At 63.7% G+C, this 17,608-nt stretch carries 17 protein-coding genes; 9 read left to right on the forward strand and 8 right to left on the reverse strand.

The genetic code is table 11. The features are described from left to right. Window positions 1-16: 16 nt before the first annotated feature. Window positions 17-736, forward strand: a complete 720-nt coding sequence (locus VNC39_RS09495) for an SDR family NAD(P)-dependent oxidoreductase (protein ID WP_325398532.1) — start codon at window positions 17-19, stop codon at window positions 734-736. Here the strand turns inward: VNC39_RS09495 and VNC39_RS09500 are convergent. Together VNC39_RS09500 and VNC39_RS09505 are read right to left on the reverse strand one after the other, a co-directional pair. Beyond that, window positions 711-1,817 carry a glycosyltransferase family 87 protein gene (locus tag VNC39_RS09500; protein ID WP_325398534.1) on the reverse strand — a complete coding sequence of 369 codons (1,107 nt, stop codon included), beginning with the start codon at window positions 1,815-1,817 and terminating at the stop codon, window positions 711-713. The two genes, VNC39_RS09495 and VNC39_RS09500, sit on opposite strands and share 26 nt — an antisense overlap. Window positions 1,818-2,020: 203 nt before the next feature. Then, entirely contained in the window at window positions 2,021-2,530 is a 510-nt protein-coding gene (locus VNC39_RS09505) for a MarR family winged helix-turn-helix transcriptional regulator (RefSeq protein ID WP_325398536.1), read from the reverse strand. A gap of 235 nt (window positions 2,531-2,765) precedes the next feature. Here VNC39_RS09505 and VNC39_RS09510 point away from each other — a divergent pair, with 235 nt between their 5' ends. The 4 genes from VNC39_RS09510 (at window position 2,766) to VNC39_RS09525 (ending at window position 6,386) form a co-directional block, all read left to right on the forward strand. Then, window positions 2,766-3,593, forward strand: a complete 828-nt coding sequence (locus VNC39_RS09510; protein ID WP_349255472.1) for an alpha/beta fold hydrolase — start codon at window positions 2,766-2,768, stop codon at window positions 3,591-3,593. 106 nt (window positions 3,594-3,699) lie between these two features. Further along, a complete protein-coding gene (locus VNC39_RS09515) occupies window positions 3,700-4,125 on the forward strand; it encodes an organic hydroperoxide resistance protein (protein WP_325398540.1) in 426 nt (141 codons plus the stop codon). A 261-nt stretch (window positions 4,126-4,386) separates the two neighbouring features. Beyond that, the gene (locus VNC39_RS09520; RefSeq protein ID WP_325398542.1) at window positions 4,387-5,061 is read left to right on the forward strand and encodes an RraA family protein; all 675 of its coding nucleotides are present in this window, start codon (window positions 4,387-4,389) and stop codon (window positions 5,059-5,061) included. Next, window positions 5,058-6,386 (forward strand): MFS transporter, encoded by a 1,329-nt coding sequence (locus VNC39_RS09525; RefSeq protein ID WP_325398544.1) that lies wholly within the window; start codon window positions 5,058-5,060, stop codon window positions 6,384-6,386. The genes VNC39_RS09520 and VNC39_RS09525 overlap by 4 nt, the downstream gene beginning before the upstream one ends. Here VNC39_RS09525 and VNC39_RS09530 read toward each other — a convergent pair whose 3' ends face one another. Then, on the reverse strand, window positions 6,387-8,150 hold the full coding sequence (locus tag VNC39_RS09530; RefSeq protein WP_325398546.1) for an MOSC and FAD-binding oxidoreductase domain-containing protein: 1,764 nt from the start codon (window positions 8,148-8,150) through the stop codon (window positions 6,387-6,389). A gap of 203 nt (window positions 8,151-8,353) precedes the next feature. Continuing rightward, complete coding sequence (locus tag VNC39_RS09535; protein ID WP_325398548.1) at window positions 8,354-8,968, reverse strand: TetR/AcrR family transcriptional regulator; 615 nt, start codon at window positions 8,966-8,968, stop codon at window positions 8,354-8,356. Window positions 8,969-9,115: 147 nt separating this feature from the next. On the opposite strand from VNC39_RS09535, the gene VNC39_RS09540 reads away from it, so the two are divergent. Genes VNC39_RS09540 through VNC39_RS09550 form a run of 3 tightly spaced genes read left to right on the forward strand, consistent with a single transcriptional unit; the run spans window position 9,116 to window position 11,524 of the window. Next, on the forward strand, window positions 9,116-10,066 hold the full coding sequence (locus VNC39_RS09540; RefSeq protein ID WP_325398550.1) for an alpha/beta hydrolase: 951 nt from the start codon (window positions 9,116-9,118) through the stop codon (window positions 10,064-10,066). A 14-nt stretch (window positions 10,067-10,080) separates the two neighbouring features. Continuing rightward, entirely contained in the window at window positions 10,081-10,947 is an 867-nt protein-coding gene (locus tag VNC39_RS09545; RefSeq protein ID WP_325398552.1) for an MBL fold metallo-hydrolase, read from the forward strand. Between the two features lie 46 nt (window positions 10,948-10,993). Further along, window positions 10,994-11,524 (forward strand): hypothetical protein, encoded by a 531-nt coding sequence (locus VNC39_RS09550; protein WP_325398554.1) that lies wholly within the window; start codon window positions 10,994-10,996, stop codon window positions 11,522-11,524. Window positions 11,525-11,615: 91 nt separating this feature from the next. Here the strand turns inward: VNC39_RS09550 and VNC39_RS09555 are convergent, their stop codons facing one another. The 4 genes from VNC39_RS09555 to VNC39_RS09570 all read right to left on the reverse strand — a co-directional run bounded on the left by VNC39_RS09555 (window position 11,616) and on the right by VNC39_RS09570 (window position 15,776). Then, window positions 11,616-13,235: a DHA2 family efflux MFS transporter permease subunit gene (locus VNC39_RS09555; RefSeq protein WP_325398556.1), complete on the reverse strand. Its 1,620-nt coding sequence runs from the start codon at window positions 13,233-13,235 to the stop codon at window positions 11,616-11,618. Then, window positions 13,232-14,743: an HlyD family secretion protein gene (locus VNC39_RS09560; RefSeq protein WP_325398557.1), complete on the reverse strand. Its 1,512-nt coding sequence runs from the start codon at window positions 14,741-14,743 to the stop codon at window positions 13,232-13,234. Before VNC39_RS09560 ends, VNC39_RS09555 begins: the two co-directional genes overlap by 4 nt. A gap of 78 nt (window positions 14,744-14,821) precedes the next feature. Beyond that, window positions 14,822-15,283 (reverse strand): DUF5996 family protein, encoded by a 462-nt coding sequence (locus VNC39_RS09565; RefSeq protein ID WP_325398559.1) that lies wholly within the window; start codon window positions 15,281-15,283, stop codon window positions 14,822-14,824. Continuing rightward, the gene (locus VNC39_RS09570; protein ID WP_325398561.1) at window positions 15,240-15,776 is read right to left on the reverse strand and encodes a DUF5996 family protein; all 537 of its coding nucleotides are present in this window, start codon (window positions 15,774-15,776) and stop codon (window positions 15,240-15,242) included. Before VNC39_RS09570 ends, VNC39_RS09565 begins: the two co-directional genes overlap by 44 nt. A gap of 439 nt (window positions 15,777-16,215) precedes the next feature. On the opposite strand from VNC39_RS09570, the gene VNC39_RS09575 reads away from it, so the two are divergent. After that, window positions 16,216-17,598: an FAD-containing oxidoreductase gene (locus VNC39_RS09575; protein WP_325398563.1), complete on the forward strand. Its 1,383-nt coding sequence runs from the start codon at window positions 16,216-16,218 to the stop codon at window positions 17,596-17,598. The last annotated feature ends 10 nt before the right edge of the window (window positions 17,599-17,608 follow it).

The raw sequence follows: 17,608 nt of genomic DNA on the forward strand, positions 1-17,608 counted from the left end.
GCGAGGATACGGCCACATGAAACAGATTGTCCTCATCACCGGCGGCACGGCCGGTATTGGCCTGGGCCTGGCCGAAGCCTTCCTAAGTCAGGGCGCGGCCGTCGCGGTTTGCGGTCGATCCACGGCCGCTCTGGAGCGCTTCTCCCGCGCGCACCCGGATGCCTTGGCCATCCAGGCCGACGTGACCAAAAGCGAGGCGCGGGCCGCCATGCTGGACGCAGTTGCCGAGCGGTTCGGCCGGCTTGACGTTCTGGTCAACAATGCCGGCACCTTCGTCGAACGAGATTTCGCAAGCGGCGCCGATGCCACGCAAGACCTCGAACAGGAAGTTGCTCTTAATCTGACAGCTCCCATCCAGCTGACCGGCGAGGCGCTGCGCCGCTGGCCTGCCATGGCCGCGATTGTGTTTGTCACATCAGGCTACGCCCTGGTGTCTCCCACGCGCGCGCCGACCTACGGCGCCGTGAAGGCGGGGCTGCACGGGTTCGCCGAAGGGCTGCGCCGGCAGCTTGCTCCCCAGGGAACGCATGTTCTCGAGCTGCTGCCGCCCCTCGTCGATACGCCCATGACAGCGAACACCGCGGGAAAAAAACTGTCGCCCGCCGAGGTGGCGGTGGCCACGCTCAGGGCATTGGCGCTGCGCCGGCCCATGGCGCTGCCAGGCAAGACCAGGCTGCTCCCGATGATGCTGCGGATCGCGCCGGACACCATCAAGCGCATGGTCGCCGGGACCTGACGAGTGCCGCCTCGGAGCGGGCGGAGGATTCGTGTGATAGACCGCCAGTCCGCGAGGGTCTCGCCGCCTGTCGTCGCCAGAGCATCCACAGCAACAGGGCAAGGCCGGGCGCGCCCGGAGACACGGAAAACACCGAAACGAACAAATACAGGCCCGAGAAAATCCAGAACCAAGCAAGTGCCGCACCGCCCTCTGCCGCCAGGGCTAGGGCAAGAGCCGACAGGTCGTAGAGACAGGCAAAGGGTGTGGCGAGCGCCGCCAGACACAAAGTCATCGACAGCCGCGACGGGACGGGCGGCCCGCGCCATAGTTTCCACACCGCCACGGCTGCGAGCAGGGTAACCATAAGCTGCGCAGCATTCGCCAAGCCGAATCCGGCGCCCAGGGAGTGCACAAAGATGTAAGGCGTGACCATGATATGCTGGTCCCGCTGCGGCCAGGGTGCGGCCAGCGTCGCGTGCGTTGCAGCGATGCCCTCGTGCAAGTAATGCACCCAGGCGCCCTGGCCGAACATAATCTCCGCCAGCACGCATAAAGATCCGGCAGTAACCGCCGCCGCCAAAAACGCACGCCCGTTGCGTGAAGCCACATAGCAAACCGGCAGCAATAGTCCGAGCTGCGGCTTCACGATCATCGCTCCTGCCGCGATCCCGGCCATCACCGGTGCCGTCTCAGCGCAGCCCAGCGCCACGAGCAACAAACCGGAGACGATCATCCCACTCTCCCCGATGCTCAGGCACAGCAGGGTGGGTGGCGCTAGACTCCCCAATAACACGGCCCGCCGTGGCATCCCCAGCGCCCGTGCCGCCAAAATGAGAACCGTGACGGAGACTGCACTCCACACGATAAAATCCTGCTCAGGGGTAAGCCATGACAACGGCGTGGCCAGAAACAGGAATGGGGGAGGATATTTGTATGTGCAGGCTTGCGCCGCACTTTGCGCTGCCGCCTCCAAATGCCGACCGAGCCAGGCGCCATTGTCGCGGAAACAGGCCAAATCCGACGCCAGCCGGAAGCCGGAGGCTGGGAAATAACCACGAATGAGCGGCGCGTCGATCCCCAGCGCCGCCAGCCAGGACACACCACACGCAAACCATGCCAGCGCTTGTCCCCCGTGATCCCACCGGGACATCCCAACTCCGCTCATCCCGAATGACTCTTTAATGAATCACGTTATCTCGTCAGCCTAACAATGCGAATCGGGTGCGTAAACCTCACCCATTCGATAAATCGAGCCACGCCGCGATTGCGTACACCCCACCCGGCTTCCGACAGTCCGGCGGGTTAGCCTGGTTCGCGGGTCCGGGCCGGAACCCGCTTCTCCGTGCTCTCTCGTAGCCGTTTCTCCACGAGCGTGAGCCTGTGCCGCAGATCCACAAGCTCTTCCAGGGGCATGCCGAGGGCATCAGCGACGCAGAAGGGGATGCATTCCGCGCGCGCCTCCAATTCCCGTCCCTTCTGGGTCAGGCGCACGCGCACCTGGCGTTCGTCCTGAGCATCGCGCGCACGTGAGACGAGGTCCAAGGCTTCCAGGCGCTTCACGAGGGGCGTCAGCGTGTTCGATTCGAGCGACAGCGCCTCACCGATCTCCTTGATGGTCCGATCGTCGCGTGACCAGAGGCTCACCATGGCCAAATATTGGGGATAGGTCAGGCCGATCTCATCCAAGAGGGGCCGGTAGAATTGGGTGAAGGCGTGTTCGGTCGAATAGACGGTGAAGCAGAGAAAATGGTCGAGTTGCAGGGGGCCCGGCATGGCGCAAGCCTTTCGTGACGAAGTTTGATGCCCGCCCAATTTAAATCGTACGCGTGCTAATCGCAAGCGCTTGACACCGGGCGAACGCTCTGGCAGTTAGATCGTGTGCGCTGTAATCGTGCACGATTGAAAGGAGCCGATCGTGAGTCCTCCGAGCCTTGACCTCAGCCGCCGCGACGCACTCGCCTTTGGCGTCGGCGCCGCAACGTTCTTTCTCACCATGTCGCCGCTCAGCGCGGCAACCCAAACCCTCCACGCGAAAAGAGACCTGATCATGAGCACCATCACCACCAAAGACGGCACCCATCTCTTCTACAAGGACTGGGGGCCGCGTAACGGCCAGCCGATCGTCTTCTCCCATGGCTGGCCGTTGGCCTCGGATGCCTGGGACGCACAGATGCTGTTTTTCGGCATGCAGGGCTACCGCGTCATTGCCGCTGACCGGCGCAGCCATGGCCGTTCCGACCAGACCTGGGACGGCAACAATATGGACCAGTATGCCGATGATTTGGCCGAACTCATCGAGACACTGAACCTGAAGAACGTTGTTCTGGTCGGCCATTCGACCGGCGGTGGCGAAGTCGTCCATTATATCGGCCGGCATGGTTCGCACCGCGTGGCCAAGACCGTTCTCGTCGGTGCGGTGCCGCCGCTGATGCTGAAGACCCCCACCAACCCCGAGGGCACGCCGATCGAAATCTTCGACGGCATCCGCGCCGGCGTGGCGACGAACCGCTCGCAGTTCTATTACGACCTGTCGATGCCTTTCTACGGCTTCAACCGGCCGGGGGCGCAGGTGAATGACGGCTTCCGCGAGAGCTTCCGCCTGATGGGGCTCGCCGGCGGCATCAAGGGCCAATATGATTGCGTCCACGAGTTCTCGGAAGTCGATTTCACCCCTGATCTCAAGAAGATCGACAAGCCGCTGCTGATCATCCAGGGCGATGACGACCAGATCGTGCCGCTCAAGGATTCCGGCGAGAAGACGGTGAAGATCGTCAAGGGCGCGATCCTTAAAATCTACCCGGGCGCGCCGCACGGCCTCGCCCAGACCGAGCCTGAGCGCTTCAACGCGGACGTGCTCAGCTTCATCAAGGCGTGACCCTGGCCGGCGCGTCCCGGCAGGAGCCGCGCGCCGCCCCTCCCAAATTCCGTTTGTTCCAAACCGTCCGTTGTGGATGGTCCTCACCTGAAGAAAGGAAGTTCTTATGTCTGTAAATGTTCTCTATCGCACCTCGGCCCGTGCCACCGGCGGCCGCGACGGCCATTCGGCGACGCTTGACGGCGCCCTCGATGTGAAACTCTCGACGCCGAAGGAACTTGGCGGCGCCGGCGGTACCGGCGTTAATCCCGAGCAGCTCTTCGCGACCGGCTATGCCGCCTGCTTCCTCGGCGCCATGAAATTCGTGGCCTCCCAGGGCGGCCCGAAGGTTCCGGCCGATGCGACCGTGACCTCGACGGTCGGCATCGGTCCGCGCGCGGCGGGCGGCTTCGGGCTCGAGATCGGCCTGGAGATTTCGCTTCCGGGGGTCGCGCGCGCCGATGCCGAAGCGCTTGTCGCCAAAGCGCACCAGGTGTGCCCGTACTCCAACGCCACCCGCAACAACATCGACGTCAAGCTCAGCATCGTCTGATCCCGCACCTCCCCCGGAGAGAGCCTCCGGGGGAGGCGCCATCGCCGCTCACGTCCCGGCACAATAACTGGCCAAAAGTTAGCGTCATTCGCCTCGGAAAGCAGGTGTTATGGTCATCGTATAACCAACAACAGAGCGATAATTCAGCGCTCAAATCCGCAACCGCGCATCATGCCGATAAAATAATCGGCAAATCATTTGGCACGGACATTGCTGCTTTGCCCTCGGTGACACTGTCTCGCCGAAACTGAAGAGGTGCCGATGTCCATATATGCGCTGAACAAGCTACCCGCGCCGATCGACGCCAGCGCGCTCGATCTGCTCCGCAAGGCGGAGCCCGCCACCATCGGCCATTTCCGCCATGTCGGCTTCATGGATCCCGGCATCCGTGCGTGGTTCCCGGATATCCGCATCGCCGGCACCGCAATTACCGTGCAGGCGCCCGGACCGGACGCCACGATCATTCATTATGCGATCGGCCAGGCCCGCCCGGGCGATATCCTGGTTATCGACCGCTGCGGCGACATGAAGCATGCGAGCCTGGGTGGCGCCGTCGCCTATGCCGCCCGCAGCGCCGGTGTCGCCGGCATCGTCGTCGACGGCATGGTCACCGATATCGGCGAGTTGCGCCAATATGGCGTGCCTGTGTGGGCGCGCGGACTCTCGCCGGTCACGGTGAAGCTCCTCGGCTTCGGCGGCGGCTTCTGCGTGCCGGTTTCCTGCGGCGGTGTCGCCGTCTCCCCGGGCGATGCGGTGTTCGCCGACGAAAACGGCATTCTCGTCCTGCCGCCCGCCGAGATCGAAGCCGCGGCGACGCGCGCCATCGGCATGCAGACCGCCGAGAAACAGACGCTCGCCCGCATCGATGCCGGCGAGAAATATCCCGACATCATCGGCTCCACCGCCATCATCGAAAAACTCATGGCCGCGCCATGACGAGCATTCCCCTGTCCGTCACTGCAGACGCCGTCTATCCGAAGATCGCGCGCCGCATCGTGCCGTTGCTCACGCTGCTTTTCGTCACCGCGTGGCTCGACCGCGTGAATATCGGCTTCGCGAAACTGCAAATGCAGCATGATTTGGCGCTGAGCAACGCCGCCTTCGGCTTTGGCGCCGGCATCTTCTTCGTCGGCTATCTTATCTTCGAGGTGCCGAGCAATCTTTTCCTGGAGCGGATCGGCGCGCGCAAAACGATGGCCCGCATCGCCATCCTCTGGGGCATCACCACGATCGCGACGATGTTCGTGAAATCGCCGCTCTCTTTCTACATCCTGCGCTTCCTGCTCGGCGCGTTCGAGGCCGGTCTCTATCCCGGCGTTATCCTCTTTCTCACCTACTGGTTCCCGCCGCGCCGGCGCGCCCAGATGGTCGGTTTCTTCATGACCTCCGTGCCGATCGCGGGCATTCTCGGCGGTCCGGTCGGCGGCTGGATCATGGGGCGCATGGGCGGCGTGGCCGGCTATGCCAACTGGCAATGGCTGTTCATTCTCGAAGGCCTGCCCGCGATCTTTCTCGGCATCTTCACGCTGTTCTACCTCGACGATAAGCCCGAACAGGCAAGCTGGCTGACGGCGGAGGAAAAGCGCGTGGTCATCGCCGACCTGCAAAAAGACATCCACCCGGCCACCGAGCGCAAGCACGATTTCCGCGACGCGGTGAAAATGCCGCAGGTCTGGCTTCTGGCGTTGATCTATTTCTGCCTGGTCAGCGCGAACCCGACGCTCGGCTTCTGGTCGCCGACCATCATCAAGGGCATGGGCGTGCGCAGCGACGTCACCATCGGTCTGCTCGCGGCGCTGCCCTACATCGTCGGCGTCGCCGTCACGATCCTGGTGGGGCGCCACTCAGACCGCCACCTCGAACGCCGCTATCATTGCGGCCTTGCCACGCTCGCCGCTGCCGCCGGCCTGGTGCTGATCGGCGTTCTGGCGGCCTATCCGGTGCTCTCGTTCCTGGCGCTGATCCTCGCGGTCTCGGGCGTGCTCAGCGCCTTCGCGCCATTCTGGCAGATGCCGACCGCGATGCTCGCGGGCAGCGCCGCCGCCGGCGGCATCGCGCTGATTAACTCTTTCGGCAATCTCTCCGGTTTCGTCGGCCCCTATCTGGTCGGCTGGTTGAAGGACGTCACCGGCACCACGGCGACGGGGCTTTACGCCGTGGCCGGTTTCGAGATCTTCTGCACAATGCTGATCCTGCTCTTCATCCCCCGCGCGCGGCCACGCCAGGCGCCACAGGCGGGCGCTGAAAAGATCGTTTCCTGATCACAGATCGAGGACGATGTCGCCCCGGGGCTGGCCGCAACAGATCAGTGTGTTTCCTGAGGCCGGCGGGTCGAGCGGTTCCGGCCGGTAGCCGACGGCGCCGGAGATGAGCCCGGTCTCGCAACTATGGCAGACGCCGGTCCGGCATGACCACCGCACCGGCACGTCGCACGCCTCGGCAAGTTCGAGGAGGTTCTGGAACGAAGGCGCCCAGCGGATCGTGAGGCCGCTCCGCGCGAAGGACACCAGGGGGCCGTCGCCGGCCGGCCCGGCGGGGGCGTGCGGCGGCCGGCACGCTGCCATGGCGATGCCCGGCGTTTTCGACGGGCTCGAACCGAAACGCTCGGTGTGGATGCGGTTGGCGACGACCCCCCACGCTTCCAGCCCGCCGGCAAGCCCGTCCATGAAGGCGGCCGGCCCGCAGAGATAAAAATCCCCTTCGCGCGGCACGCCGAGTGCCGCGATCGCCCGCATGTCGACATGCCCGGGCGCGTCGAACTCGACGCCTGGCCGGTCCTCCGGGGCAGGGGCGCTGTAGCGAATATGGCTATGGCTGCGTTGCAGGGCCTTGAGGAGGGTGCGCGTCTCGGCCGCGAACGGATGCTCGTCGCCGTTGCGTGCGCCGTAGAGCCACCAGACCTCCCTTGGTGAGTTCCCGGCGGCCAGGGCATGAAGCATGGCCAGCACCGGGGTCAGGCCGATGCCGGCGCTCAGCAGGATGACGGGCCCGCTGCCTGGCCGCAATGTGAAGCCGCCGCGCGGCGCGCTCACGTCGAGCACATCGCCGACCCGGACCTGGGCATCGATATAGGTCCCGGCCGCTCCATGAAGCTCCCGCTTGATGCCGAGACGATAACGATCGTCGCGCAGCGTGCCGGAGAGCGAATAGCTGCGGAACAGAGCGGGCGCATCCTGCGTCGGCCTCAGCCGCAATACGACGAACTGTCCGGGCAGGGCGGTCGCCAGAGCGTGCCCATCGGTCGGCTCGAGGGTCAGCGAAATCACGCTGGCGCTCTCGCGGTCCTTGCGCGACACCGCCAAGGGGCGGAACCCGGCCCATGCGGGAGGCGGGCCTGCCGCCGCCGTGAGCCCGGGGTTGCCCGCTACCGCGCCTTCGCTCTGCGCCTGGTCCAGCAGCGCTTGAAAGGAGGTGCGCCAGCCCGCGCTGAGCGCCTTGATGCGCAATGCCCGCTCGATCTCGCTTATCGGGTGACCGGGCTTGTACAACAGCGCATTGACCTCGGAGACGGTCATACGCTCCGGCCCCGCCGCGATCCGCTCGATGTCGTCGCCGGCGCCGATGTCTCCCTCCTGCAGAACACGGAAATAAAAGCCGGGCCTATTGTGCGCGACGAGCAGGGCGGCCATTTGCGGCTCGTTCATGCGGATGCCGACCCGGTAGCAGGTGACGCGCGGCTGCGTCACCTCGAGCATCGCATCCCCGATCCGGTACCGGTCGCCGATGCACACCTCGTCGTCGGGCAGCCCGTCGACGGTAAAATTCTCGCCGAACTGCCCGTAGACGAAGTCGCTGCGGCCGAGGAAATGTTGCCAATAGCGATAGGCGTCGATCTGATACACGAAGACGGCCCGGTGCTCGCCGCCATGGCCCGCCAGATCCCCTTGGCCATCACCATCGATATTGAGCCGCCGCACCATGCGCCTTCCTTGCACTTGCGTCTTCCATACTGCGGTGTGGACAATCTTGCCCTGCCACGCGATGTCTTGCGGCAGGCCTACATTTACCGAAAGCAGGCGGGGCATCGTTTCCTCCTCCGATGCTGGCGATAAGGCCACGTCGTCGCCTTCTCTTCACGTTGACAAATGAGGGCTCCGACGATGGTTCGACGAGGTCATGAGGGCCGAATCCTAGGCGTCAAATGTGGCGATGACGAGTCTATTTGTCGTGCCGGCCGCCGAGCCGCAGGGCAACGACGCATGACGCTCCCTGCCCAAGGTTCACGGCACTATCGGAGCATTTTTCCGAAGATCATCGTTTTGAACGTGATGAGAGGTGCGTCGCTTTTTTCCGCGCGCATGCGCAGGAGCGCCCCCTCCCAGCTGTTGAGGATGAAGTCGGCCAACGACGTTGCGGAAATTTCACGGCCGATCGCTCCCTGATCGCGCGCTTCCAAAAGGCAATTCTCGATGATGCGGCTCCAGGCTTTGAAATGCCCGGCAAGAGAGTCGCGTATCATCGTGCTGTGGTCAGCGGCATCCGCGCTGAAATTGCCGAGGAGACACCCCCGGACATAGTTGGAGCTTCTGAATGCCGCGATCCGGTCATCGAAATACGCCTCCAGCCGGGCGAGCGGCGCGATCGCGCGATCGCAAAGGAAATCCCGCAGCTTGATCTGGCCCCGCTCGGAATAGAGATCGATCACCTCAGCCCCGAACGCCTCCTTGCTGGCGAAGTAGGTGTAGAATGACCCCTTGGGAACGTCCGCCCGGTCGACAATGCCCTGGATTCCGCTGGCAGAATAACCCTCCGCATGAATCATCTGCAGGCCCGCCTGGAGCAGATTGTCGCGGGTGTCCGGCTTCGGCTTTGGGCCTCTTCGGGTCGCTGGGCGCGGTTCCATGGAAAATCCTCTTGACTAATTACAGACGACCGGTCATACGTTATTTTAACCGGTGAACGCCGTTTGTCAAGCCATCGCGGCGATGGCCAGGATTTCCACGGGGGCGGTGCCCGCGACGACAGCGTTCCTTTTGCCAGGAGATCGAGCATGGCTGAGAAAATCGATGTCACGGTGCCCGCGGAGGGCGGCGTTGAACTTGGGGCATGGTTATTCCTGCCCGAAGCGCCGGGGAGCCATCCCGCGATCACCATGGCGCACGGGTTTGCGGGGACCAAAGAACACGGCATCGAGCGTTTCGCACGAGGCTTTGCCGCAGCGGGTTTTGTCGTTCTCGTTCACGACCATCGTAATTTCGGGACAAGCGGTGGCGAATTGCGCGGGGACATCGATCCGTGGCGGCAGGTCGCCGACTGGCGTCGTGTGATCTCCTGGCTTGAGGCGCGACCCGAGGTCGATGCTGCGCGCATTGGCCTGTGGGGCACGAGCTATGCGGGTGGACATGCGCTCGTGCTCGGCGCGACCGATCGGCGCCTGCGTTGCGTCGTTGCCCAGGTGCCGACGATCAGCGGCTATGAGCAAGGATTGCGGCGGGTGTCGCCGGACGCCTTGCCGGCGCTGGAGAGTGCTTTTGCCGAGGATGAGCGCGGTCAGTTACGTGGCGACCCGCCGCGCCGCCAGGCCGTTGTCAGCAATGATCCTGGCACCCTTGCCGCCTATCGCTCGCAGGACGCCATCGTCTTCTACCTTCAGCCGGTTCCTGCTGGTCTTTGGGACAATGAGATTACTCTGCGCTCGACACGTGCCGCGCGCATGTACGAGCCCGGCGCCTGGGTCTCGCGTGTCTCTCCCACGCCGTTGCTGATGGTTGTCGCACGCGACGACCGGACGACCGTCACGGATCTGGCGCTTGCCGCCTACGAGCGCGCGCTAGAGCCTAAGCGGCTCGCTTTGATCCCGGGTGGTCATTTCGATCCCTATCTCGATCAATTCCCACTGGCTGAAGCGGCCGCCACCGCCTGGTTTCAAGAGCATCTGAACAATCCCGCGCGCAACATGCTGACGCGTGCCGAAGCCGCCCCCGCAACCGAGTGCCCATAATCGAGGAGATGATGATGACCGCGACAACATCGGCCGGCAAAACCCTTAAGTGGGATATTCTGACCATCAAGCGCCCCGGCCTCAGCCGGGATCTGCCACCGGGCAACGAAAAGCTGATGTGGGTCGCGAATTCGGCGACCCTCATCTCCGGTGAGCGCGACGCCGTTCTCGTGGATACGTTCCTGACGTCCGCACAATCGCAAACCCTGGTGGAGTGGGTGGTTGCCAGCGGCAAAAATCTCACGGCGATCTACGTTACCCACGGGCACGGCGACCATTTCTTCGGCCTCGCATCGCTACTGGAACGTTTTCCGTACGCCAAGGCCGTCGCGACCGCCGATGTCGTCGAGGCCATGCGCCATCAGCTATCGCCGGCGTGGATGGACAATTTCTGGCTCCGGCTATTCCCCGGGGAGATTCCTGACCGGCTGTCCGTTGCCGAAGCGCTCGAAAACAACGAATTGGAGTTGGAGGGGCATAAACTGGTCGTGGTCAACACCGGGCGGACCGATACGGCCCACTCGACGTGTCTGCATGTCCCATCGATCGGGCTGATTGTCGGCGGGGACGCCGTGTATAACGGCATCCACCCTTATCTCGGCGAGACCGATACCCAGAGCCGGCTGGAGTGGATTTCGGCGCTCGATACGCTGGAGGCCTTACGCCCGCGAGCCGTGATCGCCGGGCACAAAGTACCGGAAAACGCTGACGATCCCCGCATCATTGCCGAGACGCGGCAATATCTTCGCGACTTCAATCGTTTGAACACGGAGACGACGACCGCACGCGAACTCTATGACGCAATGCTCGCGCTCTATCCGGACCGCATCAATCCCGGCTCGCTTTGGGGTTCTGCAAACACCGCGAAGAAGAAGAGCTAGCCTCTAATCAGTAAAATATCAACACAATACCTAAGGGTTTCAGAACATGCGTAAGCCTCTGATTGCCGCTGTCCTCGCCTTGTCCTGCGTTTCTGCCGGATCTGCCGCGGCGGCTCCGGCCGACCACCGTGACCCGCTCGACGCCGAAACCTTGACAACCATCAGATCGGAGTTTGGGAAGCTCATGGTGTTGGCAAATCGACACGATCTCGAAGCGATCCATCAGATGTTCTGGCAATCGCCGTCTGCCCTGCTGGTGGCGAAAAGCGCGATCCCTGCCAACGGCAATTGGGCCGGCTTCTGGGGTAACGCAGCCATTGACCGGAAGCTGCACGATATCGCGGCCTCCGGGCCGGTCGTACTCCAGCCGGATTTTTCAAAGCTCAAAGTGGTCGGCCTGACACGCGACGTCGCGGAATCCTACGCGCCGATGACGATTACGGTATCCTATGCGGGTCAGGACGGAACACCCAAGCCGTTCCTGATGATTATCGACTGGATCAGGACCGGCAAGGACTGGAAGGTCGCCTCTGAAATCATCCTGCCGGTTCCGCCGCCGCCTGCCGCCAAGGGGTGATCTCCTTGAGGTCAACCAGGCCATGTCCAGCCCGTTGGCGTGCGGGGTAAAGCGGCAACGATCGTTTAAAGCAGATTGGCATCCATCGTATTTACTCGGACCCGATGCGCGTACCTTTCTCCGCGACGGAGCGCTTCATCAGCAGCACGACGAACACAAGCGCGACGGTAACGACGGCCAGAACCCAGAACACGTCGAGATAGGCGAAGGAAGCGGCCTGTTGCTGGCGCAGATTGGCGAGCGCCTGCAAGGCCAATTGCCGCGCCGCGACCGGATCGCCGGTTTGCTGCAGGAACCGCCCGGCAGCCTGATGAAGGAAGGAGCCGGTCGCCGCGTTGAAGGGATCGAGCCATTCATCCAGACGCAGGCTATGGAACTGGTCGCGGCGCTCTTGCACCGTCTGCGCCAGTGAGGTCCCGACGCTGCCGCCTTCGTTGCGCAGGAGACTCAGCAGGCCGACCGCCGCGCCGCGCAGCGCGACGGGCGTATAGAGGTACGCCGCCACGTTGGCCGGGGCGAAGCACATCGCCAGCCCGATGATCAGCACCACCCGCGGCCACACGACCTGCTCCGGGCTGATATCCAGGGTCATCTGCGACATCCAGTAATTCCCCGCGGCCATGGTCAATAGGCCCGCGGCAATCAACCAGCGCGCATCGATGCCGCGACCGAGCGCGCGTCCCACGAACGGCATGGCGACGACGGCAAAGAAGCCGGCCGGCGACATGACCAGCCCGGCGCTCAGCGCATCATAGCCGAACAGCGACTGGAGCAGGGCCGGGAGCGAGGTGCTGGCGGCATACAGCACCGCATAGGCGCAAAAAATGATGATGCAGCAGGCGGCGAAATTCCGCTCGCGCAGTGGCCGGAAATTGACCACCGGGCTCGGATGGCGCATCTCCCAGAAGATCAGCGCAACGAGGCCCACGGCGAACAGAATTGCCAGCGTCTGCACCCGCCAGAACGGGTCGCCCAGCCAGTCCCATTCCTGGCCCTTGCTCAACATCACCTCCCAGCAGACCATGACGATGACCAGCAGCGACAGGCCAACGCCGTCAAAGCTGAACGGCTGTTTTCGCAACGCCAGGCGTTCGGCCGTGAGATAAGCGGGGTCGCGGAGGGTGAGGGCGCACGCAACCAGGGCCAGGAGGCCGATGGGGACGTTGATCCAGAACACCCATCGCCAGGAATAGCTGTCGGTGATCCAACCGCCGAGCGTCGGGCCCACGACAGGCGCGATCAGCGCGGCCAGGCCGAACAAAGTCATGGCCATGCCCTGCCGTTCGACCGGAAAGGCGTCCAGCAACACGCCCTGGCTCGAGGGTTGCAGGCCGCCCCCGGCAAGGCCCTGGATCACGCGGAACAGGATCAACTGCCCGAGCCCCGTGGCCATGCCGCACAACCCCGAGCCGAGGGTGAACACGGCGATGGAAAACAGGAAATAATTGCGGTGCCCGAAATGCGCGATCAGCCAGCCGGTGATGGGCAGGATGATCGCGTTGGCGGCCAAATAGCTGGTGATGACCCATTCGCCGTCATCGACCGTGGCCGACAGCCCGCCCGCGATATAGCGCAGCGCCACGACCGCGATCGTGGTGTCGAGCACCTCCATGAAGGTCGGCACCACGACGACAGCGGCGACGACCCAGGGGTTGATCGCCGCATGGGACCGGGCCTCCGGAGGCGTTGACGACAGCGCCGCGCCGGTCATGGCCCGCGCCCCGGGGATTGCGGCGTGGAGGCCTGGAGAAACTTCCCGGCATCGGGGCCGGTCGGCGGCTTATGGATATACACATAGGGAACGACCGAGGTGCCGACGAACAGAGGCGTTTGATCGGCGTTGTAGCCGATCAGATCGATCCGGACCGGCAAGCGCTGAACCACCTTGACGAAATTGCCCGTGGCGTTCTCGGGCGGCAGCAATGCCAGGGTCGACCCGGTGCCCATGGTGAAGCCGGCGATGCGGCCCTTGAAGACATGCGTGCCGCCATACATGTCGACATACAGATCGACCTTCTGTCCGATGCGCAGGTTGCGCAGCTGGGTTTCCTTGAAGTTGGCGTCGACCCAGATTTCGTCGAGCGAGCGGATTGCCATCAGGTTCTGGCCGACCTGGACATAGTCGCCCGGATTGATGTTGCGCCGCGTGACGACGCCATCGATCTTTGCCCTGATGTCGCAGTACCGAAGATTCAGCTCGGCCTGCGCGAGATCGCGCTTGGCGGCCTCAAGCCTGGCTTCAGCCTGCTTGACGGCGGGGGCCCGGGCCGTGATCTCGGCGAATGTGGCATTGATGTCGCCCAGTTTTTCGAACTGCTCGAGCATCGCCTTCGGGCTCTGGTTGAACGAGTGCACCACGCCGAGCTGTGCGGCGCTTTGAATGAGTTCCGCCTGCGCCTCGAGGACGGAGGAAAATGTCTCATCGAGATCGGGCGGCACTTCGCCAAGACTGCGGCCCCCCTCAGGTTGGGCCGGCAACCCCAGCGAGACGCGGATCTGGTAGACTTCGGCCAAAGCCTGGGTGAGTGCCGCGGCAGCCGTCGTCAGCTCCGCTTGCCGCTCGTCATATTCCTCGCGCGACACTGCGGCCGTGCTGACAAGCTGCCGCGCGCGGTCGAATTCAACCTGCGCCAGCGCCAAGGCGGCCTTGCTCTTGTCGACAGCGGCAACCCGCGCATGCAGGAGCGCAACCTGGCTGTCCACGCTTTGCACGGCGCGTTGCAGGTCCCAGCGCCTGGCCCTGGCCTGCGCTTCGGTCGCGTGCACCGAAGCCGCGGCGGCCTGCAGGTCTGCCGTCGCGATATCGACCGCAGCCTGTTGTTCGGAGACCGCAACCCGGTACGGTTCCTTGTCCAATGCGGCAAGGAGATCTCCCTTGCGCACGCGGTTATTGTCATCCACCAGAACGCGGGAAATCTGTCCCGCCACGCGGGGTGCGACAAACGTGACGTGCCCATTGACGTAGGCATCGTCTGTGGAGATTGTGCTGAGCAGCTCCTCGACCCACGGGACGCCGAACATAAGCAGAGCCGCCAGGACGGCGACAGCGAGCACGCCGATCAGCAGCTTTTGCTTGGCCGCCGCCTTGCGCGCCACTTGCGGCGCGGGGGCGGTCTTCGGCAGCGTCTGCGTGGATGCCGCGCCGGGAGCGACCGAAGCATCTCCCTTCGCAATCGGTTGCGCGTCGGGTGGACCTGGCTTGTTGCTTTGCTCGGTCATGTCGGACCCATGTTTCATGGGGACGAAACGGATGGCGTCCGGATGCTATCACGGCCCGCTCATGGGAGACAGCCTGGATCAGTCGACAGGCGGCGTGTCCAGGGGGCGCGCGCGCGCGGGAACGCCGATCGGGCATTCCAGGGCCGGGCGGTTCCAGGCTCCGGTATCGGCCGCCGCTTCATAAGTGGTTGAGAGGAAGTCGAGCAGCAAGGCCTCGGGATCTGGCGCCGTGCGCACCGCATCGTAGGGCAGGATGAACTCCCCGAGCGACGCGTCGAAATAAGCCCCCGGCGTCACGGTGCGCGCGCGGTAGCCCGGCGGTTCCGGATAGGCGTAAGAATAAAAGGCAGAATGAGGGAAAGTCTCGTTGCCGGGCCAGAACCCGGCGCTGCTCTCCTCGTGCGTGTAAGTTTCGCGGACCACCGCATCGGGCAGGCCCGGCACGCCGCCCGGATGCATCGGGGCCGGCCGCCCGGAAAACCGCGTGGTGGCCAGATCAAAGCTGCCCCAGAAGAAATGGATGGGACTGGCCTTGCCCACGAAGCCGCTGCGGAAAAGCATTGAAAATGCGGTCGATCTGGATGAGGGCCCGCCAGAAGCGATGGGCGGCGGCCGCATCATAGGCCGCATGGGTCCGGTCTTGCGAGAACCGGATGGGGTTGGCGACCTCGTTCGGCATGTCATTGATTTCGATGTTCACCCCCATGCTTTTCAAAAGATCCATGGCCGCGCGATAGAAGTCGGCGACGCTCCGGGGCGCGAGCGGGAGGACGCCTTCATTGCCGTCACTCATGCGGGCGACGAGGCGGTGGCTTATGAAGTCGAACTCAACCTCCAGGATTTCGTAGCCGACGGGAATCGGCGATGTGCCGAGCCCGCGCGCGGTGACGTAAAACGGCACCTGCCAGCTATGGTTGACCCACGGGGTCAGGGTCAATCGCACCTTACCGATGATTTGCGACCAAAGCTGCAAGGTGGCGGCGGTGTCGCTCCAGGTGGGGTACGCAAGTTCCGGCCAAATACCTGTGCCCATGACATATTCCTTTCGAGATTCGATTGGAAAGTCCTGCGTCTTGCGAGATTAGGCTCTGCCTGTCGATATTGATTTTTCCTGCGAAATTTTTAATTTTCGTAAGAAACGTCTGGAGATCGGCATTTTTTCGATCATTGCATTTTCGGCGTATTTTCTCTGTTCCGTCAAGGGGTTTACCCGGCTTCGCCGGCGCTTCGCGCCCTTGACGGAACAGAGAAAATACGCGGACGCTCGGGATCGGAATAATGACTGCGTGGATGCCAGTCGCACTGGGACTCTTTGTGCGAATGAACCAGCCATTATGACAGCGTTCCGTCCGGGCCGGGCAGTGCATGGCAAGAACATTTTGACATTGCGTTCCGTGCATGAGATGGTCAGGCCCCACCGATTTCCCGGAGACTGCCGTGATCATATTGGCACCTCTTATCGGCGCAGAAGCATGACCCGGAAGTTTGACGCGATCATTGTCGGCGCCGGCCAGGCCGGCCCGTCGCTGACCGGGAGATTGACGGCAGCCGGCATGGTGGTCGCGCTGATCGAACGAAAATTCGTCGGTGGCACCTGCGTCAATACCGGTTGCATGCCGACCAAAGCGCTCGTCGCCAGCGCCTATGCCGCGCATCTGGCGCGCCGCGCGGCGGATTTCGGCGTCAGGGCAGGGGATATTGCCATCGACATGAAAATGGTCGCCGCCCGGGCGCACAAGGTCACGCTCGACGCGCGCACCAATAATGAACGCTGGCTGGAAGGCATGGAGCGGTTGACCTTCATACGCGGCCATGCGCGCTTCGTCGGCCCGGACTCTCTCTCGGTGAATGGCGAGACGCTGACGGCACCGCGCATTTTCCTGAATGTCGGCTGTCGCGCGACGGTGCCGGACATGCCCGGCCTCAAAGACGTGCCCTATCTCGACAATACCGACATGGTCGTCCTCGACACCATGCCGGAGCATCTCGTCATCATCGGCGGAAGTTATATCGGGCTTGAGTTCGCCCAAATGTATCGCCGCTTCGGCGCGACGGTGACGGTCATTGAACGCGACGAACGCTTGATCGCGCGCGAGGATCCGGATGTAACCAGCGCCGTGCAGAAGATTCTTGAAGACGAGGGAATCACGGTGCGGACGGGCGTCAATTGCGTCGGCTTCGCCCGGCATGATCGCGGGGTGTCGGTCGCGGTCGATTGCCGTGCCGGCGACCCGGAAATTATCGGCAGCCATGTGCTGCTGGCGGTCGGCCGCCGCCCCAACACGGACGATCTGGGGCTGCACGAAGCCGGCGTCGCCACAAATGCACGAGGCTATATCGAGGTCGATGATGTCCTGCAGACCAGCGTGCCCGGCATCTGGGCGCTCGGCGACTGCAACGGCCGCGGCGCGTTCACCCACACCGCGTATAATGATTTCGAGATCGTCGCCGCCAACCTGCTCGACGGCGAAGCGCGCAAGCTCAGCGAACGCATCCTGGGCTACGCGCTCTATATCGATCCGCCGCTCGGCCGTGTCGGGATGACTGAGACCCAGGCCGCCGCCACCGGCCGCCCCATCCTGGTGTCGACCCGGCCGATGACCCGCGTTGGGCGGGCCGTGGAAAAAAGCGAGACCAAGGGTTTCATGAAAATCATCGCCGACGCGCAGACCCACCGCATCTTGGGCGCCGCCATCCTCGGCACCGGGGGCGACGAGGCGATCCATGGCATTCTCGACATGATGAATGCGGACCAGCCGACGAACCGGCTGCGCTGGGCCGTGCCGATCCATCCGACCGTCTCGGAGTTGATCCCCACATTGTTGGGCGGCCTGGCACCGCCGCGAGAGGCCTGAGCTCCGGCCT

The sequence above is a fragment of the Acidocella sp. genome, from assembly GCF_035535915.1.
Taxonomy (GTDB): domain Bacteria; phylum Pseudomonadota; class Alphaproteobacteria; order Acetobacterales; family Acetobacteraceae; genus Acidocella.